The sequence below is a fragment of the Euzebya sp. genome, from assembly GCF_964222135.1.
Classification (GTDB): Bacteria; Actinomycetota; Nitriliruptoria; order Euzebyales; family Euzebyaceae; genus Euzebya.
The window spans coordinates 1-20,490 of record NZ_CAXQBR010000083.1 but is presented as its reverse complement, the minus strand read 5'-3'; the positions used below and the strand labels follow the sequence as shown (position 1 = coordinate 20,490).

20 protein-coding genes are annotated in these 20,490 nt (G+C 73.9%); 10 read left to right on the top strand and 10 right to left on the bottom strand.

The window, feature by feature from the left end:
- Window positions 1-52: 52 nt before the first annotated feature.
- On the bottom strand, window positions 53-823 hold the full coding sequence (locus tag ACEQ2X_RS18095) for a fumarylacetoacetate hydrolase family protein (protein ID WP_370327253.1): 771 nt from the start codon (window positions 821-823) through the stop codon (window positions 53-55).
- 120 nt (window positions 824-943) lie between these two features.
- Between ACEQ2X_RS18095 and ACEQ2X_RS18090 the strand changes: the two genes are divergently transcribed.
- The 3 genes from ACEQ2X_RS18090 (at window position 944) to ACEQ2X_RS18080 (ending at window position 4,309) form a co-directional block, all read left to right on the top strand.
- On the top strand, window positions 944-2,068 hold the full coding sequence (locus tag ACEQ2X_RS18090) for a hypothetical protein (protein WP_370327252.1): 1,125 nt from the start codon (window positions 944-946) through the stop codon (window positions 2,066-2,068).
- Complete coding sequence (locus ACEQ2X_RS18085) at window positions 2,065-3,606, top strand: phytoene desaturase family protein (protein WP_370327251.1); 1,542 nt, start codon at window positions 2,065-2,067, stop codon at window positions 3,604-3,606. Before ACEQ2X_RS18090 ends, ACEQ2X_RS18085 begins: the two co-directional genes overlap by 4 nt.
- A 349-nt stretch (window positions 3,607-3,955) precedes the next feature.
- Window positions 3,956-4,309, top strand: a complete 354-nt coding sequence (locus ACEQ2X_RS18080) for a DUF4345 family protein (protein WP_370327250.1) — start codon at window positions 3,956-3,958, stop codon at window positions 4,307-4,309.
- A gap of 13 nt (window positions 4,310-4,322) precedes the next feature.
- Here the strand turns inward: ACEQ2X_RS18080 and cimA are convergent, their stop codons facing one another.
- From cimA to ACEQ2X_RS18055, 5 genes are all read right to left on the bottom strand, one after another.
- Entirely contained in the window at window positions 4,323-5,891 is a 1,569-nt protein-coding gene (cimA, locus tag ACEQ2X_RS18075; RefSeq protein ID WP_370327249.1) for a citramalate synthase, read from the bottom strand.
- A 51-nt stretch (window positions 5,892-5,942) separates the two neighbouring features.
- The gene (locus ACEQ2X_RS18070) at window positions 5,943-7,022 is read right to left on the bottom strand and encodes a DMT family transporter (RefSeq protein WP_370327248.1); all 1,080 of its coding nucleotides are present in this window, start codon (window positions 7,020-7,022) and stop codon (window positions 5,943-5,945) included.
- A gap of 284 nt (window positions 7,023-7,306) precedes the next feature.
- Complete coding sequence (locus ACEQ2X_RS18065) at window positions 7,307-8,716, bottom strand: NAD(P)/FAD-dependent oxidoreductase (RefSeq protein ID WP_370327247.1); 1,410 nt, start codon at window positions 8,714-8,716, stop codon at window positions 7,307-7,309.
- Window positions 8,717-8,814: 98 nt separating this feature from the next.
- Window positions 8,815-9,738 (bottom strand): branched-chain-amino-acid transaminase, encoded by a 924-nt coding sequence (ilvE, locus tag ACEQ2X_RS18060; protein WP_370327246.1) that lies wholly within the window; start codon window positions 9,736-9,738, stop codon window positions 8,815-8,817.
- Between the two features lie 27 nt (window positions 9,739-9,765).
- Window positions 9,766-10,836, bottom strand: a complete 1,071-nt coding sequence (locus tag ACEQ2X_RS18055) for a 3-isopropylmalate dehydrogenase (protein ID WP_370327245.1) — start codon at window positions 10,834-10,836, stop codon at window positions 9,766-9,768.
- A gap of 73 nt (window positions 10,837-10,909) precedes the next feature.
- Here ACEQ2X_RS18055 and ACEQ2X_RS18050 point away from each other — a divergent pair, with 73 nt between their 5' ends.
- The gene (locus ACEQ2X_RS18050; protein WP_370327244.1) at window positions 10,910-11,455 is read left to right on the top strand and encodes a GNAT family N-acetyltransferase; all 546 of its coding nucleotides are present in this window, start codon (window positions 10,910-10,912) and stop codon (window positions 11,453-11,455) included.
- A 218-nt stretch (window positions 11,456-11,673) separates the two neighbouring features.
- Here ACEQ2X_RS18050 and ACEQ2X_RS18045 read toward each other — a convergent pair whose 3' ends face one another.
- The 3 genes from ACEQ2X_RS18045 to ACEQ2X_RS18035 are packed head-to-tail and all read right to left on the bottom strand — an operon-like array spanning window position 11,674 to window position 13,129.
- Window positions 11,674-12,288, bottom strand: a complete 615-nt coding sequence (locus ACEQ2X_RS18045; RefSeq protein ID WP_370327243.1) for a hypothetical protein — start codon at window positions 12,286-12,288, stop codon at window positions 11,674-11,676.
- On the bottom strand, window positions 12,231-12,686 hold the full coding sequence (locus tag ACEQ2X_RS18040; protein ID WP_370327242.1) for a hypothetical protein: 456 nt from the start codon (window positions 12,684-12,686) through the stop codon (window positions 12,231-12,233). The genes ACEQ2X_RS18045 and ACEQ2X_RS18040 overlap by 58 nt, the downstream gene beginning before the upstream one ends.
- Window positions 12,683-13,129, bottom strand: a complete 447-nt coding sequence (locus ACEQ2X_RS18035) for an NUDIX hydrolase (protein ID WP_370327241.1) — start codon at window positions 13,127-13,129, stop codon at window positions 12,683-12,685. Before ACEQ2X_RS18035 ends, ACEQ2X_RS18040 begins: the two co-directional genes overlap by 4 nt.
- Window positions 13,130-13,213: 84 nt before the next feature.
- On the opposite strand from ACEQ2X_RS18035, the gene ACEQ2X_RS18030 reads away from it, so the two are divergent.
- On the top strand, window positions 13,214-13,732 hold the full coding sequence (locus ACEQ2X_RS18030; RefSeq protein ID WP_370327240.1) for a hypothetical protein: 519 nt from the start codon (window positions 13,214-13,216) through the stop codon (window positions 13,730-13,732).
- Window positions 13,733-13,811: 79 nt separating this feature from the next.
- A complete protein-coding gene (locus ACEQ2X_RS18025; protein WP_370327239.1) occupies window positions 13,812-14,825 on the top strand; it encodes an ABC transporter substrate-binding protein in 1,014 nt (337 codons plus the stop codon).
- A gap of 12 nt (window positions 14,826-14,837) precedes the next feature.
- Here ACEQ2X_RS18025 and ACEQ2X_RS18020 read toward each other — a convergent pair whose 3' ends face one another.
- Window positions 14,838-15,779 (bottom strand): Gfo/Idh/MocA family protein, encoded by a 942-nt coding sequence (locus ACEQ2X_RS18020; protein WP_370327238.1) that lies wholly within the window; start codon window positions 15,777-15,779, stop codon window positions 14,838-14,840.
- A gap of 99 nt (window positions 15,780-15,878) precedes the next feature.
- On the opposite strand from ACEQ2X_RS18020, the gene ACEQ2X_RS18015 reads away from it, so the two are divergent.
- From ACEQ2X_RS18015 to ACEQ2X_RS18000, 4 genes are read left to right on the top strand one after another with little or no spacing between them, the layout of a single operon-like run.
- Complete coding sequence (locus ACEQ2X_RS18015) at window positions 15,879-16,388, top strand: RNA polymerase sigma factor (RefSeq protein WP_370327237.1); 510 nt, start codon at window positions 15,879-15,881, stop codon at window positions 16,386-16,388.
- Window positions 16,385-18,124 carry a hypothetical protein gene (locus ACEQ2X_RS18010; protein ID WP_370327236.1) on the top strand — a complete coding sequence of 580 codons (1,740 nt, stop codon included), beginning with the start codon at window positions 16,385-16,387 and terminating at the stop codon, window positions 18,122-18,124. Before ACEQ2X_RS18015 ends, ACEQ2X_RS18010 begins: the two co-directional genes overlap by 4 nt.
- Window positions 18,125-18,177: 53 nt before the next feature.
- The gene (locus ACEQ2X_RS18005; RefSeq protein ID WP_370327234.1) at window positions 18,178-18,657 is read left to right on the top strand and encodes a PH domain-containing protein; all 480 of its coding nucleotides are present in this window, start codon (window positions 18,178-18,180) and stop codon (window positions 18,655-18,657) included.
- Window positions 18,641-20,266 carry a PH domain-containing protein gene (locus ACEQ2X_RS18000; RefSeq protein WP_370327233.1) on the top strand — a complete coding sequence of 542 codons (1,626 nt, stop codon included), beginning with the start codon at window positions 18,641-18,643 and terminating at the stop codon, window positions 20,264-20,266. The genes ACEQ2X_RS18005 and ACEQ2X_RS18000 overlap by 17 nt, the downstream gene beginning before the upstream one ends.
- Window positions 20,267-20,490 lie beyond the last annotated feature (224 nt).

Genomic DNA, 20,490 nt, shown 5'->3' with positions numbered 1-20,490 from the left:
ACCCAGATGTGGCCTGGGCCCCGACCCAGGTGGCGTGGGTCCGCCGTGGCCGCTAGCTCGCGGCGACGACCGGGTTCGACAGGGTGCCGAGCCCCTCCACCTCGACCTCCACGGTCTGGCCGGCGGTGATCGGTCCCACCCCCGCGGGGGTGCCGGTCATGATGACGTCTCCCGGCAGCAGCGTGGCGAACGCCGAGCACCAGGCGATCAGCTCCGCGACGCCGAAGACCATCTGGTCGAGGGTCGAGCGCTGCCGCTCCTCCCCGTCGACCCGGCAGGTGATCGCCGCGCCGGCGGAGGGGTCGAAGTCGGTGTCGATCCACGGGCCGATCGGCGCGAAGGTGTCGAAGCCCTTGGACCGCGTCCACTGCCCGTCGCGGCGCTGGAGGTCCCGGGCGGTGACGTCGTTCGCGCACAGGTAGCCCATCACGACCTCGGCGGCGTCCTCGACCGGCACCGACTTGCAGATGCGGCCGATGACGACGGCGAGCTCGGCCTCGTGGTGGACCTCCTCGCTCAGCTCCGGCAGGACGATCCGCTCCCCGGGCCCGATGACGGCGGTCGAGGGCTTGGAGAAGATCAGCGGCTCGGCGGGGACGTCGCCGCCCATCTCCGCGGCGTGGTCGCGGTAGTTCTTGCCGACGCACAGGACCTTGGACGGCAGCACCGGCGGCAGGAGGGTCAGCTTCTCGAGCGGGGCCACCCGGTCGGTCAGGGTGTACTCGCGGAACGGGTTGCCCTCGACCAGGATCGCGTGCTGGCCGTCGGCGTGGAGCGCCGCGAACGCGGGGCCGTCTGGACGGGACACTCTGAGGAAGCGCATGCCACGATGCTGGCACGCGCGCGGCCGCTCACACCACGTGCGTCCCTGGCCGACGGCGTGTCCCCGCCCCTCCCCCGGGGGAAGGGTCCCGCTGACGGATCCCCCCACCGGAGGTCGATCGTGAAGGCATCCCACGTCCTGTCCGCCGCCGCCGGCGCCGGCGCCGCCCTGGCGGTCGACCGCGCGCTGCGGTCCGGACCGGGGCAGCTCGTCAGGCGCGGGGGGTCGACCCTGGCCTCCCCGACGGCGAGCGCGTGGGTGACCGACTTCCTCAACGCCGCGCACTACGCGAAGGACCCCGCTGACCGGGACCTCGACGACCTGCGCCTGGCGTTCACGATCCTGACGACCTACTGGCACCAGCAGGGGACGCGGACGCTCGGCGCCGCCGACGTGGTGCGCTTCCACTCCGCCTTCGGGACGGCCCGGTTCCGGGGCGCGGGCGGGCGCACCGGGTTGCTCGACACCGCCTCGCTGCTCGACGGCGGCGCCCGGCTGATCGGCGGCTGGTTCCCCGAGGCGGCGCAGGACCGGGACCGCCGCGGTTGGGGCATCGCCTTCCCGACCGCCGCCGCGCGGGCCGCCCACGACCCCGAGGTCCGGCTGGCCCGCGCGAACCCGGGACCCCTGACCCCTCCCCGCCGGCCGGTCGCCGAGCAGGTGTGGCACACCTACCCGCCGGTGGAGGTGCCGGACGCCGCCGCGACGGCCGCCGCGGTCCTCGACGTCGCGCACTGGCCCGACTACGCGAGCGAGCTGGGCCGCTTCACACCCCTCCGCCGCCGCGGTCTGGACGGGCAGACCTTCGAGATCGAGGTCGTCGGCTTCCCGAGCCCCCGCACGCCGGTCTTCCTGCGCGCCTACGTGACCGTGACCACGCTGGTCACCGCGGACGACCCGCAGCTCCGCGACGCGTGGGTGGAGGACGTCCGCGCCGGCTTCGCCGCCCGGCCGCAGGAGCAGAGCCCGATCCCCGACGGGGCCGAGGTGCACGCCGGGTTCGACCTGACCTGCCACGCCGGGCACTTCATGGGCGACGCGAAGAACCGCCTGGTGCTGTACTCGACCGACGGCCGGAGCTTCCTGCGGGCGGCGGGCACCTGGGACCCGATGCGGTGGCACCTCGCCGAGCTGTACGACCGCGTCGGGGCGTACTCCCAGCACGCGTTCTGGGGGATGTCGAGCCCGCAGGAGTCCATGCTCCACCAGATCGCCGACCACGTCGCGGAGGTGGCCGGCCCGTGAGCGGGTCCCCCGGAGGCGACCGCGTCGACGCCGGCGTCATCGGCGCCGGACCGACCGGGCTGGCCGCCGCGATCCGCCTGGCCCGGGCGGGCAGGGACGTCGTGGTGTGCGAGGCGCAGGACACCCCCGGTGGGGCGGTCCGGACCGCCGAGCTGACCCTGGACGGCTTCCGGTCCGACACCTACTCGGCCGTGCACCCCGCCGGCGCCGCCTCACCGGTGTTCGCGCGGATGCCCCTCGACCGCCACGGCCTCGAGTGGGTCGAGCCCGAGGTCGCCATGGCCCACCCCATGCCCGACGGCCGTGCGGGAGCGTTGCACCGGTCGGTGGACGCGACGGTGGACAACCTCAACGGGCTGCACCCCGGCGACGGGGATGCGTGGCGGCGCTGGGTGACGCCGTACGTCGATCACATCGACGCGCTGCGGCGGACGTTGCTGGGCGGCTTCCCGCCGCTGGTCGGCATGGCGCGCCTCGCCGCCGGGATCGGCCTGACCGGCACCCTCGAGTTCGCGCGGATGCTGCTGATGCCGGCCGGCGTCCTGGCCCGCGAGCTGTTCGCCGGCGAGCACGCCCGCGCGTGGCTGTACGGCTCGGTGCTGCACGGCGACGTGCCGGCGGAGGAGGCCGGCTCGGCCGTCGCCGGCGCGTACCTGCAGATCCTCGGCCACGCGACGGGCTGGCCGAGCCCACGGGGCGGGGCCGGGCGGCTGACGTCGGCGCTGGTGGGGTACCTGACCGAGCTCGGCGGAGAGGTCCGGACCGGGACCCCGATCGTCCGGGTGGTGACCGACGGACGGCGGGTCGGCGGGGTGGTGACCGCCGGCGGGGACCGGCTGCGCGCCCCGATCGTCGTGGCGGACACGACCCCGCACGCGATGCTGCGGATGGTCGGGTCGCGGATGCCGTCGGCGTACGCCGACCGGCTGGCCCGGTTCCGCTACGGCCCGCGGACGGTCAAGGTCGACTGGGCGCTCGACGGGCCGGTCCCCTGGACCGCGCCGGAGGCCCGGGTGGCCGGGACCGTCCACGTCGGCGGACCGGCGGAGGCCGTGACCCGCCAGACCACCGACGTGCGGGAGGGGCGGGTCCCCGAGCAGCCGTTCATGCTCTTCGGCCAGCAGTCCGTCGCCGACCCGACCCGCGCGCCGGAGGGTCGGCACACCGCCTGGGCGTACACCCGCGTGCCGGCTGCGCTCGCGGGGCCGGAGGCCGTCACGGCCCACGCCGACCGGATGACCGCCCAGGTCGAGCGGTTCGCCCCCGGGTTCACCGACCGGGTGCTCGCCCGCCACGTGCAGGGACCCGAGGCGCTCGAGGCCGGCGACGCCAACCTCGTCGGCGGCGACGTCGGCGGCGGGACGTACGCGCTGGACCAGACGATCTTCCGACCCCTCCCCGCCCTGGTGCCCTACGCCACCCCGATCCGCGGGCTGTGGCTCGGGTCGGCGTCGGCCTTCCCCGGCGGCGCGGTGCACGGCGTCCCCGGCTGGGCCGCGGCCAGCTACGCCCTGGCCGCCAGCCGGCTAGGCCGCTGAGGGGTCCGAGGGGCAGTTCCGCACGTGGCCACCGTCGACGGAGGGGCGTGATGGCGCGGTGCTGAGTCACGTGTGCGGGGCAACTGCACGTCGTCCGGTGCCGCGGGGCGGCGAAGTGCGCGGTGTCCGGTGCCGGGGCCCGCGAACTGCACCCTGTCCGGCGCTGCGGGAGGGCGAACTGCCCGCTGTCCGGCACCCTCCGGGCGAAGGTGCAGTCGGGCCGGAGGAGGGACCGGACGACATGCAGTCGGGTACCGCATCCCGGGACCATGTGCAGTCCGATCCCGTCCCGCCCTCGGGGGGAGGGACGAGACGACGCGACGGTCGCCCTCCGCTCTAGGGTGTGGCCGTGGACGGTGATCGGGTCGGGCAGGTGGCGGCGGCGGGCTTCGCGGGCATGGGCCTGCTCGGGTTGGTCCGGCCGCAGGCGATCGGCGACCTGATGGGGTTGGCGATCACCACGCCGACGGGCCGGAACGAGGTGCGGGCGGTGTACGGCGGGTTCGGCCTGGCGGTCGCCGGCGCCCTGGTCCGCGGGGACGCCGGCTCGCGGCGCGACGCCCGTCGGGCGACCGGCGTGGCCGCCCTCGGCATGGCGGCTGGCCGCGTGGTCGATGTGCTGGCCACGCGCGAACTGCGGGGACCGGCCGCCGTGGCGCTCGCGGTCGAGGCCGTCCTCGGCCTAGCTCTTATACGGAACTAGCCCTGCTACGGAGCTACCCCAGCCGCGCCTGCAGGCTCGCCTCGTAGGCGTCCTGCATTGCCTTCCAGCTGGCGTGGATGATGTTCTCGTCCACCCCGACGGTGACGTACTCGTCCTCGGAGTCGCTCGAGGTGATCAGCACCCGGGTCGTCGCACCGGTCCCCGCGCCGGCGTTGAGGATCCGGACCTTGTAGTCGGCCAGGTGCAGCTCGTCGATCGGCAGGCGCTGCTGGACCGCGGCGCGGAAGGCGGCGTCGAGCGCGTCGACGGGACCGTTCCCCTCCCCCGTCCCGATCAGCCGCTCGTCGCCCACCCACACCTTCACGGTGGCCTCGGCGACCACGCGGCCGTCCTCGCGGCGCTCGACGATGGCGCGGAAGCTCTCGAGGGTGAAGTGCTCGGTCAGGTCGCCGGTGGTGCGGCGGACGAGCAGCTCGAACGAAGCGTCCGCCGCCTCGAAGCTGTAGCCGAGGTGCTCGAGGGCCTTGACCTGGTCGAGGATCTGGTTCGCGATGTCGCCGTCGAGGTCGAGGCCCATGTCGGCCCCCTTCATGACGACGGTCGCGCGGCCGGCGAGCTCGCTGACCAGCAGGCGCAGCTCGTTCCCGACCGTGGAGGGGTCGACGTGCTGGTACAGGTCGGTGTTCTTCGCGAGCGCGGAGACGTGCAGACCGGCCTTGTGCGCGAACGCGCCGTGCCCCACGTAGGGGGCGGAGGGGCGGAGGGTCTGGTTCATGATCTCCGCGACCCGGTGGGCGACGTGGGTCATGCGCCCGACCGCGCCGTCGCCGACGACGCCGTCCAGGCCCATCTTCAGCGCCAGGTTGGGGATGAGGGAGGAGAGGTTCGCGTTGCCGGTCCGCTCCCCGATGCCGTTGATCGTCCCCTGGACGTGGGTCACCCCCGCCTTCATCGCCACCAGGCTGTTCGCGACCGCGCAGTCGGTGTCGTTGTGGACGTGGATGCCGATCTGGACGTCCCGGCCGACCGCGTCGACGACGTCGCTGACGACCCGCTCGACGGTGTCGGGCAGCATGCCGCCGTTGGTGTCGCACAGCACGACGCACTCGGCCCCGCCGGCGACGGCCGCGCGGAGGGCGTCGAGGGCGTACTCGCGATCGCGGCGGTAGCCGTCGAAGAAGTGCTCGGCGTCGTAGAAGGCGCGCCGCCCCTCCGCCCGGAGCAGCTCGAAGGACGACTGCAGCATCGCGAGGTTCTCCTCGCCGGTGGTGCCGATCGCCTCGGTCACGTGGCGGATGTCGGACTTGCCGACCAGGGTCACGACTGGCGTGCGGGCCTCGAGCAGGGCGGCGAGGTTCTCGTCGCCGGCGGCCTCGCGGTTGGGCCGACGGGTCATCCCGAAGGCGACGAGCGTGGCGGTGGCGAGCTCGAGCTCACCCTCGGCCGCCCGCTTGAAGAACTCGGTGTCCTTCGGGTTCGCGCCCGGCCAGCCGCCCTCGATGTAGGGCAGGCCGAGGCTGTCGATCGTCCTGGCGACGCGCAGCTTGTCGTCGACGGACAGGCTGATGCCCTCCTGCTGCGTGCCGTCGCGGAGGGTGGTGTCGTACAGGTCGACCGTCATGGGGCACAAGGGTAGACCCCGGTCCCCGCCAGCCCCCAAGGGGTCGGTCGATCAGGCCAGGACCCCCGGTGGCTCGGGGAGCGCGGACTCGGGGGCCGTCACCGGCGTGGACACCGGCGCGACCGCCCGCCTGCGCGCGGGCAGACCCGGCGGGCGCGGCACGACCGCCCAGCCGCGAGGGGCTCGGACGACCGCGAGGGGCAGGCGGGGCCGGCCCGCGCGCGGGCGGACGCCCGACAGCTGGGCGACCGCGGCGACCACGACGATCATGCCGACGGCCTGGAGGGGGGCGAGGACCTCGCCGAGTGCCGCGGAGGCGACCATCGTGGCGACGATCGGCTCGAGCGGGCCCAGGGCGGCCACCTCATCGGTCCGCAGCCGCTGGAGGGCCGCGTAGATCGCGACGATCGGCACGGTGGTCGCGGCGATGCCGTGCAGCACCGACAGCCCGATCGCACCGGCGGAGGGCACCGACGGCTGGGTGGCCACCGCCACTCCGGCCATCACCACCAGCGCGCCGGACATCAGCCACCCGGTCGCGACCATCGGCGTGACCCCGTAGAGCGCGGAGGCGGACAACCGCAGGTAGATGCCGTACCCGACGGCTGAGGCCAGGGCGAGGAGCACGCCCAGCTCGGGCCGTCCGGTGGGGCTGCCCGCTGCCAGCCACAGGCCCACCAGGGAGCTGAGCATCACGCCGACCTTGACCCCGCCGGGAGGCGTGCGCCTCTCGGCCGCATCGATCGCGATCACCACCAGCGGGTAGGTGGACACGATCACGACGACCAGTCCCACCGGGGACTGCGAGACCGCCGCGTAGTAGGCCAGCGTCTGCGCTCCGAAGAGCATCCCGAGCGCGACCAGCGACAGGACCTTCCGCAGCGGCAGCCGCCACCGCGCCGGCCCCGTCAGCACGGCGAGCACCACGACCGCGGTCACGAGCCGGACCAGCAGGAACGACACGGGCGTGGCGCCCATGCCGTAGGCCGCCTTGGCGATCACGCTGCCGACGCCCGAGGCGGTGAAGGCGACGACGATGAGGAGCTTGCCGAGCGTGGCAGGGGCCAGGTCGGTCAGGGTGGCGGGGAGGCGTGGGCGGCGGACCGCGGCCGGGGTGGGCAGCAGCAGCATCAGGCGGTCCTCTCAACAGCCCAGCCGGGGAAGCCGGCCGATCGGGCTGCGTCGGGGCGGGACCACCACTCGGGGGCGGGGTGGGGTGGAGGGATCAGACCCAGGTCCCCATCGACCGCGTCGGGTGCGGAGTTGAGCACTCGGGCACGGCCATCCGGGGGGCGTCGCGGTGGGTGAGCCAGGGACGCACCACCGCGACGCGCGAGAGTGTGCACCCCCGCGCGCCCGGGCCTGACCTGTCCCCCCTCGTCCGGGGGATCAGGTGGGCCGCCCGGCCGTCGGGGTCAGCCGGCCTGCCCCTCGGCGTACCCGGGCTGCTCCGCACCCCCGCCGGGCTCGCCGATGGCGTCGGCCGGCCTCGCGGGCTCGGCACCGCCCTCGGCCGGGCGCCGGCCGGCCCACTCCCTCACCGCGTCCCGGGCGGGCTCGGGTTCGAGGGGCATGCGACGCGCCACGGGTTCGGTGACCACCCGCGCGGCGCGGTCCCACGTGACGTAGTTCCACGCCCAGTTGAGCAGCACGCTCGCGCGGTTGCGGAACCCGATCAGGAAGTAGATGTGGAGGACCAGCCACGCCAGCCACGCGAGGCTGCCGGTGAACCGCAGCCCGAGGGGCAGCTGCGCGACGGCGGCACGCCGGCCGATCGTCGCCATGGTCCCCTTGTCGCGGTACCGGAACGGCTTCGACGACCGGCCGGCGGTGCGGTCGGCCAGGACGTCGGCGACGTAGCGGCCCTGCTGCATCGCGACCGGGGCGAGCTGGGGCAGCGGGTTCCCCTCGCGATCCGTGGCGGCGGCCAGGTCGCCGATGACGAACACGTCGGGGTGGCCGGGGACGCTCAGGTCGCCCTCGACGACGATGCGCCCGCCCTTGGAGGTCTCGAGCCCGAACAGCTCGCCGAGCGGCTCGGCCTGCACGCCGGCGGCCCAGATGACCGTCGCCGCGGGGATCACCTCGCCCCCCTCCATCACGACGCCCTCGGCGGTGATCTCCTCGACGGCGTCGCCCAGGCGGAGCAGGACACCGCGCTCGCGCAGCTGCTCGGCGGCGTGGTCCTGCAGCGGCTCGGCGAAGGGCATCAGCAGGTTGGGCACCATCTCGACGAGCTGCACCTGCGCGCGGGTCAGGTCCAGCTCGGGGTAGTCCGCGCGCAGGACCCGGTTGAACAGCTCGCTGATCGACCCGGCCATCTCGACGCCCGTCGGCCCGCCGCCGACCACCACCACGTTGAGGGCGCCCTCGTCGACGAGGGAGGGGTCGGCGGCGCAGCGCTCGAACTGCTCGAGGAGGTGCTGGCGGATCCCGAGGGCGTCCTCGAGCGACTTCAGGCCGAAGGCGTGCTCGTCGACACCGGGCACCCCGAACGTGGCGGTCCGGGCGCCGGCGGCGAGGACCACGTGGTCGTAGCCGATGTCACGGCCGCTGGCGGTGTGCAGGACCTTCGCGTCGAGGTCGGCACCCACCACCTCCGCGGAGGTGAACCGCACGTTCCGCTGCCGCTTGACGATGCCTCGGACGGCGTAGGCGATGTCCGACGGCTCGAGGCCCGCGGTCGCCACCTGGTACAGCAGCGGCTGGAACAGGTGGTGGTTGCGGCGATCGACCACCTCGACCGCCACGTCCTGCCCGGCCAGCGCCCGGGCGGTCGTCAGCCCGCCGAAGCCGGCACCGACCACGACGACACGTCGCGTCACGCCCATCGATCATCCTCCTCCTGCCCGGCCACCGACCCTCGGCGCCGAGCCTCTGTGCAGGCCCTCCCCGCGTGGGCGGGCCATCACTCGGGGGAACGTCAGTGCTGGGTCACGTAGTCCAGCATGTGGTCGTACTTCGGCTCGCGGCCGCGGACCACCGAGGTGAAGATCGCGCGCAGCTGCTTGGTGATCGGCCCCGGCGGGCCGATGACCCGGTCGTCGACGGCGCGGATCGGCACGATCTCCGCCGCGGTCCCGGTGAAGAACGCCTCGTCGGCGGTGTACAGGTCGTGGCGCAGCAGCGGCGCCTCGACCAGCGGCAGGTCGGCGTCGCGGGCGAAGTCCATGACCGCCTCGCGGGTCACACCCCGCAGGACCCCCTCGGTGGTCGGAGGGGTGACGATCACGCCGTCGGAGACGATGAAGACGTTCTCGCCGGTCCCCTCGGCCACGCGGCCCTGGGCGTTCAACAGGATGGCTTCGTCGTAGCCGGCCCGGACCGCCTCCACCTTCGCGAGGGAGGAGTTGACGTACACGCCGCTCGCCTTGGTCCCCGTCGGGATCACGTTCGGACTCATCCGCTGCCACGAGCTGATCTTCGCGCGGACACCGGTCGTGAAGCCCTCGTCGCCCAGGTAGGCGCCCCACGGCCACACCGCGATCATCACCCGGACCTGGGAGGGGATCGGGTTCAGCCCCATCTCCCCGTAGCCGAGGTAGGCGAGGGGCCGGATGTAGTAGCTGTCCTGGCCGTTGACGCGGCACAGCTCGCGGGTCGCCTCCATCAGCTCGTCGGGGCTGTAGGGGATCTCCATCGTGAGCACCTGCGCAGAGGTGAACAGCCGCTCGATGTGCGCGCGGTGCTGGAAGATCGCCGGCCCCCGGTCGGTGGCGTACGCCCTGATCCCCTCGAACACCGCCCAGCCGTAGTGGAGGCTCGGCGTCAGGACGTGGATCCGCGCGTCGTCCCAGTCGACGAGCTCGCCGTCCATCCAGATCTTCGACATGCGGGGGATCGGCATCGCGGTGCTCCTCTGGGGGTGTGCGGGCTAGCCGGCGACGAGCTCGGCGATGCGGTCGCCGAGTTGGTCGGTGGTGGCGCCCATGTCGGGTCCGGCCATGGCGTCCATCTCGACCAGGACGGTGGCGGCGGCGTCCTCCAGGGCGGTGGCGGCGTCGGGTTGGCCGAGCTGGGCGAGGCACAGGCTGGCGGACAGGACCGCGGCGACGGGGTTGGCCCAGCCCTTGCCGGCGATGTCGGGTGCGGAGCCGTGGACGGGTTCGAACATCGACGGGTGGGCGCCGGTGGGGTTGAGGTTGCCGCTGGCCGCCAGGCCCAGGCCGCCCTGCACCGCCGCGCCGAGGTCGGTGATGATGTCACCGAACAGGTTGTCGGTGACCACGACGTCGAACCGGTCGGGGGACTGCACCAGGTACAGGCACATCGCATCGACGTGGACGTAGTCCCGCGCGACGTCGGGGTAGTCGGCCTCCCCGATCTCGGTGAAGGTCCGCATCCACAGATCACCGGCGTGGTTGAGCACGTTGGTCTTGTGGACCAACGTCAGATGCCGGTTGCGGCTGCGGGCGCGGTCGAAGGCGTCGCGGACGACCCGGTCGACCCCGCGGCGGGTGTTGACCGATTCCTGGGTGGCGACCTCCGCGTCGGTGCCGCGGTAGAGGCTGCCGCCGGCGCCGGCGTACATGCCCTCGGTGTTCTCCCGCACGATGACCATGTCACAGCGGTCCGGGGTCAACCCCGCGACGGGGGTGGGGACACCGGGCAGCAGCTTGACGGGGCGGAGGTTGACGTACTGGTCGAAGGCGAAGCGCAGCTTCAGCAACAGGCCGCGTTCGAGCACCCCGGGCGGCACCTCGGGGGTGCCGACCGCACCCAGGAGGATCGCGTCGACGTCGTCGAGCTCGGCCATCACGCTGTCGGGCAGCACCTCACCGGTCGCGAGGTACCGGCGGCCACCAAGGTCGTAGTCCACCCGAGAGGTCGTGAACCCGAAGCGGGCCTCAGCGGCATCCACCGCCTTCAGCGCCTGAGCGGTCACCTCCGGACCCACCCCATCGCCGCCGAGGATCGCCAGGTCGTAGTGTGCGCGTGCGTCCATCGGGGGTGAAGCCTAACGGCTGGGTGGGCCGTCACCGCTCGCGGCTGGCAGGATGAGGGGCAGGAGGAACTGCGTGTCAACCAAGCCGCCAGACCCGATCGCGACCCTGCACGGCACCCAGGTGCTGCTGCGCCTCATCGCCGAGGAGGACGTCGCGGCCCTCACGGCCATCCTCGCCGACCCCGCGGTCGCGCGGTGGTGGGGCCGCTACGACGAGGCCCGGGTGCGCTCGGAGCTGCTCGAGTCGACCGACACCATCGTCTACACGATCGTGGTCGAGGACGACGGGGGGGCGCCCGTCGTCGCCGGCTCCATCCAGTACTCCGAGGAGCCGGCGCCGGACTACCGCCACGCCGGCGTCGACGTGTTCCTCGCCCCGGCGTTCCACGGGCGCGGGCTGGGCACGGACGCGGTCAGGACCGTGGCGCGTCACCTGGTGCACGACCGGGGGCACCACCGGCTGGTGATAGACCCCCAGGTGGACAACGAGCCCGCGATCCGCTGCTACGAGCGGGTCGGGTTCCGCAAGGTCGGGCTCATGCGCGCCTACGAGCGCGGCCCGGACGGCGAGTGGCACGACTGCCTGATGCTCGAGGCGCTGAAGGACGAGATCGCATGATCCCGGGGGGCTCCGCCCCCCGACCCCCGAAACGCGACGTGTGCCTTCGGCACGCTGCTCGTCGTTCCGCCGACTCGTAGCCTCGCTGCGCTCGGGAGTCGGCGGGCCTACGGCGTCTCTGGCGCGGTCTGGCGGGCCTCGGCCTCGAGCTCGGTGTCGTCCCACTCCGGGAGCAGGGCGCGGGTGCCGACGACGGCGGCGACGGCCATGGGGATGACCTAGGCCAGGCTGGCGGCGATCACCGCGCGGGTCAGCCAGCCGGGGAAGACGCTGGCGGTCTGGCTGGCCGACAGCACCGCGGCGTACAGCAGGCCCTGGCCGATGAAGACCGCGCCGGACCCGACGCCGAGGGCGGTGAACGCCCCCTCCCCTCCCTGGATGGCCCGGATCGCGCCGAAGGCGGCGATCGCGATGAAGAGGAGGGTCTGGACGGCGCTGACCGCGCTCTCCGCCAGCGGGATCGGGGTGGCGAACAGGTCGTCGACCAGGTGGATGCCGTTGGCCAGCGCCAGGACGAGCAGGGTCACGCCGGCCGGCGTGGACAGCCCGCGCCAGGTGACCGCGTCGCGATCCGGACGGGTTCGCCGGAGGCCCCACGCGACCGGTGCGCTGACGACGAGGAGGGCCGCGAGCAGCCACGGCCACGGGCTAGGCCCCGGGATCCAGACGAGCTCCCCGGCCAGCTCGTAGGTCTCCGATCCGACGGTGAACGGCACCGTCCAGGCGTTCACGAGCTGCTCGGCCCCCGGGTCGGCCGCGACGGCGGGGGGTTCGGTCAGGGCCATCCAGTGGATGCGGTGGTCGTGGTAGGCGTAGCTGGGCCCGTCGGCCACCCGCTCCCAGTCGGGGTCGGCGCTCGGGTCGACGTCGCTCGGGACGACACGTCGCCGAAGCGGTCCTCGTTGATGTAGGTCGCCTGGGAGTTCCGGTTCCGGAACACCCCGTCCGGCCCGACCCGCAGGTACGGCTCGTCGACGTAGCCGGGGATCTGCACCTCGGCGTCACCGGTCGCGGTGACCTCCATGTACTCGTCGGAGTTCACGACCCGCCACTCGACCCCCGGGGCGTCCGGGTCGTCGGTGATGGTCGACAGGTAGTTGGAGGCGTCGGACCCGCGTCCGTGCGCCAGCGCCGGGCCGGCGCCGAGCACGACGAGGACCGCCACGAGCAGCGCGGTCGCGGAGGTCCGGATCAGCAGGTCCCGGGCCGCTCCGGGCGTGGTCGTGCTCACGGGTTCACGGTAGCGCGGAAGCGGGCCAGGACCTCGCGGTCGGTGTCGTAGTCCACCGACGAGTCGGCGTCGTCGAGCGGCACCCAGCGGAGCGCGTCGATCTCGTCCTCGTCCACCGGTCGGCCCGCGCTCGTCGCCTCGACCGCCCACCACCGGACCGCCTTCAACCGGCCCTTGTGATCGGTGTAGCGGACCTCGCCGAGGGACGGTCCGAGCCGGCCGTCCACCCCGGTCTCCTCGGCGATCTCGCGGAGCGCCGCGGTCTCCCACCCCTCCCCCGGATCGAGCTTCCCCTTCGGCAGCGACCAGTCGTCGTACTTCGGTCGGTGCACGAGCAGGACCTCCGGGCCCGTCTCCCGGCCGTCGCCGCGGCGCCACACCACCCCGCCGGCGGCCCACACCTCCGGCGTCAGGTCGTGCGCTGCGGTGGTCTCGTGGGCCATGGTGGACGGTCTCCGGTGGCGAGCGGACGGGGTGTCGGGGTGGGCATGGGTCGTCGCCGCGTCCCCCGGGAAGGGTGCCAACCTATGTCGAACCCACAGCAACCCGAACTGCGACGCAGCGGCCAGGCATCGTCGGTGAACCCGGATGCCATCGGTGACGAGCTCGAGGCCGAGCGGTTCCCGGCCGCCGACGGCAGCCCGGGCACCGTGCCGCCCGACAACCGACCGGGCCCGTCGTCCGGCGGCGATCAGGACAAGCCGGACCTCGACAAGTTCGCCGCGAAGTACGGCATCGACGAGACCGACCCCTCCGGTGACCGGGCCGCCGAGGCCGCCGAGGCCCAGGTGGCCGCAGCACGGGACGAGGGCGGGTCGTTCCTGACCTCCACGCCCCTGCGGATCGCGCTCGGCATCGTCGGGCTGGCCGTCGGGATCGAGGTCCTGCGCCGTCGCCGCCAGCGACCGCGTTCGCGGTGGGAGCGGATCCGCGACGGTGTGGCAGAGCGCGTCGCCGACGGCTGGTCCGAAGTCGGCCACCTGGCCGACCACGTCGCCGACATGGCCGAACACGTGCCGGAGCGGGTCGCCGACCGGGTCTCCTGAGCGGTCCCCGCCGGTCCGATCCCGGACCGGCGCCCCTTCGACTTGCGCCGCAGGTTAGGTTCACCTCAGTATCTGCGGCATGATCACCCGCGCCTCCGCCACCGTCCTGCTCTGCCTGCTCCTCGCCGCCTGCGGTGGCACGTCGGACACGGCAACCGCATCCGGCACCGCCGCGAGCCCCGGCACGTCCCCGGGCGACACGACGGCGGCACCGACCGCGCCGACGGGTGCGGTCACCGTCGACCACGTCTTCGGGTCGACGACCGTCGAGGGCGTGCCCGAGCGGGTCGTGAGCCTCGACCTGCAGTGGACCGACGTCCTGCTGGAGCTGGGCGTCACCCCCGTCGCCGTGGCCGCGGACGACCTGGCGTCCGGCGACGGGGTCCACCCGTGGCAGGCCGACGCGCTCGCCGACGTCGAGCAGCTGGACACCTCCGACGGCATCCCGTACGAGCAGATCGCCGCCCTCGACCCCGACCTGATCACCGTGACGTTCCAGGTGACCGAGGTCGCGGACTACGAGCGGCTGAGCGCGATCGCCCCCACCCTCCCCGCGCCGACCGAGCGCCAGGTGCAGGCGTGGCAGGACCTGGCCCTCGCCGTCGACGACGTGCTCGGCCAGCCGGGGACGGGTGAGGACGTGATCGACCGCGTCGAAGCGCTCGTCGCCGACACCGCGGCTGAGCTCCCCGGGCTCGACGGGCAGACGTTCGCCCTGGCCAACTACGTCCCGAGCGACTCGATCTACGTGGTGGCCGACGTCGAGGACGGATCGAGCGTGCTGTTCACCGACCTCGGGCTCGAGCTCGACCCAGAGATCCTGGCCGCCGCCGACGGGACGGTCGGCCGGACGCAGCTCAGCCTCGAGCAGGTCGGCATGCTCGACAGCGACGTCCTGGTCGTGTTCGCGAACGACGGCGACCCGGCCGACCTGCCGGGGTGGGACCAGCTGCCCGCGGTGGCGAGGGGCTCGGTGGCCCAGCTCGACTACTCCGACGTGGTGGGACTGAACACACCGACGCCGCGGTCGGTCCCGCACTCCCTCGCGTTGATCCGCCCCGCCCTCGAGATCGCCGCCGCCGCAGCGGGCTGACCGCCCAGCGGATCAGCTCGACGCGGCGATCCAGTCGATGACGTGGGCGGTCGCGACCGCGTCTTCCACGTCGATCGGGGGCTGGACGCCCTTGGTCGCCTGCTCGAAGGCGTCGAGCAGCCGCTCCCACGGGTCGGCACGCCACGTCCCGATCACCTCGTCGCTGCGCAGGAGCGCGGCCTGGTCGCCCGGGCCGGCGGTGAACGGCCGGGGCATCCTGAGGGTCCCGTCGGAGCCCACGATCTCGAGCGTCGAGTGCCGCGCGGAGTCGAAGCTCGCGTGCAGGCTGGCCGTGCACCCGGACGGGAACCCCATCACCGCGCTCGTCGTCGCGTCCGCCCCCGACGCCCAGCGGCGGGTGACGGCGCGGACGACGTCGGGCTCCTCCCCGACGACCCACCGGACCAGGCTGACGAGGTCCGCACCGACGTCGAGGAGCGCGCCCCCTCCCCTGGAGGGGTCCGCGTGGTAGCTGTCCGCGTCGGTCATCGGGTAGGCGGACGTGGCGCTGACCAGCCGGACCGCGCCGATCCCACCGGAGCGGACCAGCTCGAGCAGGGCGGCGGTCCGCGGGTGGAAGCGCAGGGGGAGCGCCTCCATCAGGATGAGCTGCCCACCCCGCGCCGCGGCGGCCGCCATCCGGGCCGCGCCGTCGGCGTCGGTCGACAGCGGCTTGAGGCACAGGACGTGCTTGCCGGCGTCGAGGGCCTGGACGACCCACGTCTCGCGCTCCGCGGTCGGCAGGGCCACGAACACCGCGTCGACGTCCCGGGCGCCGATGACGTCCTCGTACTCACGCCGGGCCCGCCGGACGCCCTGGGTGGCGGCGAACTGCTGTGAGCCGGTGAGCGTCGCCCCCGCCACCACCGCCAGGTCGTGGCCGACCGCGCGCATCGCCGGCGCGACGGATTCCTCCGCCACGCCGCCCACGCCAAGGATTCCCCAACGCAACATGGCCCGGGAGCCTACTAGGTCGGCGGTGCCGCCCCCGCTCCCGGAGAAGTCGTGTCAACCCGACGGAGGGGTCATGCGTCTGGACCTCATGAGATGCACATGTCCGCACCATCGCTGGCCGCTCGGGTGACCGACCCGCTCGAGCAGGCGTTCATCGCGCACCACGACCGCGCGGTCCGGTTGGCCTACCTGCTCTGCGGCGACCGCGAGCGGGCCGAGGACGCGGTCGCCGACGTCTGGGTCAAGGTCAACAAGAGGGTGAGGGATGGCCAGATCGACGACGTCGGCGCCTACATCCGCCGGGCGGTCGTGAACGAGGTGAACTCGGGGTTCCGCAGGTTGGCGCTGGTGCGGCGGGAGCGGCAGCGGCGTCGCGGCGACGACCGCGGCGGGTTGGCCCACGAGGACCGGATCGCCGACCACGACCAGATGCTGGCCGCGCTGGCCAGGCTGCCCGAGCGGACCCGCGCGGCGGTTGTGCTGCGCTACTACGAGGACCTGTCGGTGGCCGAGACCGCGGCGGCCCTGGGCATCAGCGAGGGCACGGTCAAGTCGAGCGTGCACCGCGGCCTGGCCGCGCTGAGGACGATGGTGGAGGGATCGGCATGAGCGACCGGTTCGAGGAACGGCTGCGCGAGGGGCTGACCCGCACCGCGGACTCGATCACGCCCGACCCACAGGCGTGGTGGCGGGTCCAGCGGCGCCTGCGCCGTCGGCGCATGGCCGTCGGGGGCGGGGCGTTGGCCATGGCCGGCGTCGCTGCGGCGATCGTCGCGGTGGTCGTGCTGCCGCTCGGCGGCGACCCCGTCGTCGAGTTCGCCCCGCCCGGCGTGGCCGAGTCCCCCGCCGAACCGGCCGTCCCCGTCGACCCGTCGGCCACGGCCGTGCCGGCCCCGGCTGCGAGCGACGCGGGGGCGATCCTCTACACCGACGGCGAGGCCATCCACGTCGCGGACCTGCAGGGCGATCTGCTCTGGACGCCCGTGGACGAGGCGCGGGGTCCGATCACCGACGTGGTCGCGCGGCCTGGCAGCACGGTCGACGACTTCGCCGTCCTGTACCGCGTGGATCCCGAGGGTGAGGACCAGGACTGCGGCGAGCTGTACTGGCTCCGCGTCGAGGGGTCGGAGGCCGTCGGCGCCGGCACGGTCGATCCCTCGACGTCCGGGACGTGCACGAGCGCACCGGTGTTCGCCGACGACGGTGCCGCTGCGGCGTGGCTAGCCACGCCGAGCGCCGGCGGGGACGCCGCGCTCGACGTCGTCGACTGGGACGAGGAGGGCCCGGTGACGGGTTCGGTCCAGTCCGCAGAGGTCGGACTCGGTTCCCTGGTCGACCCCGTCCCCGTCCAGTGGACGGTGGCCCCCGACGGAGGGGACACCGAGGGCACCGGCGCGCTCAGCATGCGCGCGGTCACGACCGGTGGTGAGGAAGGCCTGTTCACCGTCCCCACCGTGCGGACGGGCGACGGTGCGCTGACGGTGCCGCCGGTCGACCCCGCGCCGGACGTGATCACGCCTCCCGGAGGCGTGGATCCGCTGCTCGACGTCGCCGGTGGGTGGTTCGTCGGCCGTTCGCATCCCGCCGCCCAGGACGCTGACGACCGCGACATCGTCCACGGCCGGTTCGACGCCGCATCGATCGGGGGGCCGCCGGCCAGCACCGGGCTCGAGGCGCTCACGTGGACGCCGGAGCGGCCCCTGTCCTTCGACGCACTCGGTGATACGGCGATCATCGCCGCCGGGGAGAGGATCCTGCTGACCATCTCTGACGGGATCGACGCGTTGACCTGGAGCCCTCCACTGGCCCAGGCCACCTCCGTCGCCCTGGTGGCCGGCGCGGGTCCACGCGAGGAGGGGACGGACCCCGTCGACGCCTCCGACGCCCCGACCGCAGCTCCCAGCGCCACACCAGGCGACGAGCCGACCGCGGCCCCCACCGCTCCCCCGTCGCCGACCAGCGAGCCCACGCCGACCAGCACGCCGACGCCGATCGCGCCGGTCGAGCCCGAGGCGGTGCCGCCGGCGGTGGCCGCGACGGCCACCGCGCTCCGGCAGGCCGCGCTCGCAGGCGACTGGGAGGCGCTGCGCGCCCAGCTGCCCGCCGACGGTCGGTTCACGGCCAGCTTCGGCTTCCCCGACGACCCGATCGCGTACTACCAGCAGCTCCAGGCCGAGGGGACCGACGTGCTCGGGATCCTGGCGGACCTGCTGACCCAGCCACACGCGGTCGACGACGGCGAGTTCCACGTCTGGCCACGCGACTACCTCGAGGACGGGTACCTCGGCTGGCGGGTCGGGATCGAGGCTGACGGCACCTGGCGGTTCTTCGTCGCCGGCGACTGACCCGGCACCTGGCCTCGACAGACGGCACCGGTCGGACTGGCATGCTGGTCCCCGTGCGCACCTCACCGCCGGCCGACACCGACCTGCGACCACTGGACCCGCGCGTGCGGACGGTGTGGTGGATCTCCGGGGCGATCAGCGCCGGCATCGTCGTGATCGCCGCGGTCGTCGTAGCCCTGCTCGTCCCCTCCCCCGGCGGCTGGATCGCCGGTGGGATCGCCTTGGTCGCCGTCGTGAGCGCTGCCCTGGTGCCGCCCCTCCGGTACAGCCGCTGGCGCTACGCGGTGCGCGACGACGACATCTGGGTCCGCCAGGGCATCGTGTGGCGGACGACGACGGTCGTGCCGTTCAGTCGCCTGCAGTTCGTCGACACCTCCCAGGGCCCCTTCGACCGCTGGCTCGGCCTGGCGTCCCTGGTGCTGCACACCGCCGCCGTCGGCTCGGAGACGACCATCCCCGGACTGGCGGAGGGTGAGGCGGAGCAGCTCCGCGAGCGCCTCGCCGACGTGGACCCCGATGTCGTCAGCATCTGAGCCCCCGCCGCCCCCGCCGCCCGGTCCCCTGCCGCCCGGCTCCCCCCCGCCCGACGGCGTGCCCGGGCCGGCGGCGGCCCCGCTCGGCGGACAGCTGCACCCGTCGGTCATCGCGCTGTGGCCGCTCCAGCAGCTCCCGGGACTGGTCATCGCGTTCGTCCTGGGTGGCGGGCCGCTCGGGATCGGCGGGCTGCTGGCGGCCGGCGCCGGCCTCCTGCTGGTCGTCGGCGCCGCCATCTGGTGGAACCGCTTCACCTGGTCCGTCGAGGGCGGCACCCTCGTCATCGAGAAGGGGCTGATCCAGCGGTCACGCCGGGTCATCCCCGCCGACCGGGTGCAGTCCGTCGACCTGGTCACCCCGCTGTGGCACCGGGCCTTCGGCGTGGTCCGCGTGAAGGTCGAGGCGATCGGCGGCTCGGACACCGAGGGGAAGCTCGAGGCGCTCGACACCCAGACCGCCCTCGCGCTGCAGGCCGCCCTGATCGGCGCCCGAGCACGCGCCGGCCGCCACGCCAGGTCTGAGGCTCAGGTGGAGGGTGAGGGAGGCCGCTCCTCCCCCGACGCGGGTGCCGGCTCGACCACCGGAGCGGGCGCCGAGGACGCGGTCCAGGGACGGGATGCCCAGCCGCGGGTCCTCGCGCAGGTGAGCGTCCGAGACCTCGTGGTGGCGGGAGTCACCGGGGGCCGCATCGGCGTGGTCGCCGTGATCGTCGGTGGTGCCCAGCAGATCGTCGGCGACCGCATCGACGACGCCATCGAGGCGATCCCGACCGACATCGGGCTGGTCCTCGGCGCGATCCTCGCCGTCGTGGCCGTGCTGGTCGTGTTCGGCCTCTCCATCGCCGCGACCGTCGTCGCCTTCTGGGACTTCACGATCAGCCGCGACGCGGACGAGCTGCGGATCTCCCGCGGGCTGATCGAGCACCGGCTGGAGACCGTCCCGCTGCGTCGCATCCAATCCCTCCGCCTCGAGCAGAACGCCCTGCGCCGCGCCTTCGGGCTGGCGTCGGTGAAGGCGGACCTGGCCGGGCGGGCCGGAGGGGAGGACGCCGGCACCGGCCTGCTGCTCCCCATCGCCCCGCGGGAGGACGCCGAGCGCCTGATCGCCGACCTGCTCGGATCCGACGTGCCGCTGCACGCCGATCTCGAGGGCCCGCCGGCACGATCCCGTCGCCGGTACACCTTCAGGGGGGTGGTGGTGGGCGTGGTGCTGGGCATCGCCGGAGGGGCGGCGATCATCGCCGGCGCGCCGGTGTGGACGCCGGCGGTCAGCGGGCTCATGGGGCTGGCCGTCGGCATCCCCCTCGCCCACGCGTACTGGCGGGCGATCGGCCGGACCGAGGTCGAGGGGGTGCTCGTGTCCCGCACCGGCGTCCTGGTCCGTCGCCGCGTGCACGTGCCGGTCGGCCGGGTCCAGCGCATGGCCGTGCAGGCCAGCCCGTTCCAGCGCCGCCTGCGGCTGGCGGACATCGAGATCGGCATCGCCCGCTCCGGTGGCTGGGCCGGACCGAGGATGCTCGAGGTGGACGCCGACCTCGCCATGGCCCTCACGGCGGACACGGTGCACGACGCCGTCGAGGCCTCTCGCCGCCCGGCCCGGACCGGCTGAGCTCGTCGGCGTGCCGGCGCAGGCCCCGCGGGTCGGCCTGCGCGGTGGTTCTCCACAGGGAGGGTGTTGGAGGGGAGGGGTGGGGTTGTAGCGTGCTGGGTGCCTGGGAGTGGTCGACGACGGGGGTTGTCGCGTGGGTGAGGTGGACGCCAGAGAGGTGGCCTTCAAGGTCGCGATGGCGGTGATCGGGCTGGTCGGGGTCGTGCTGTTGGTGCAGCGGTACG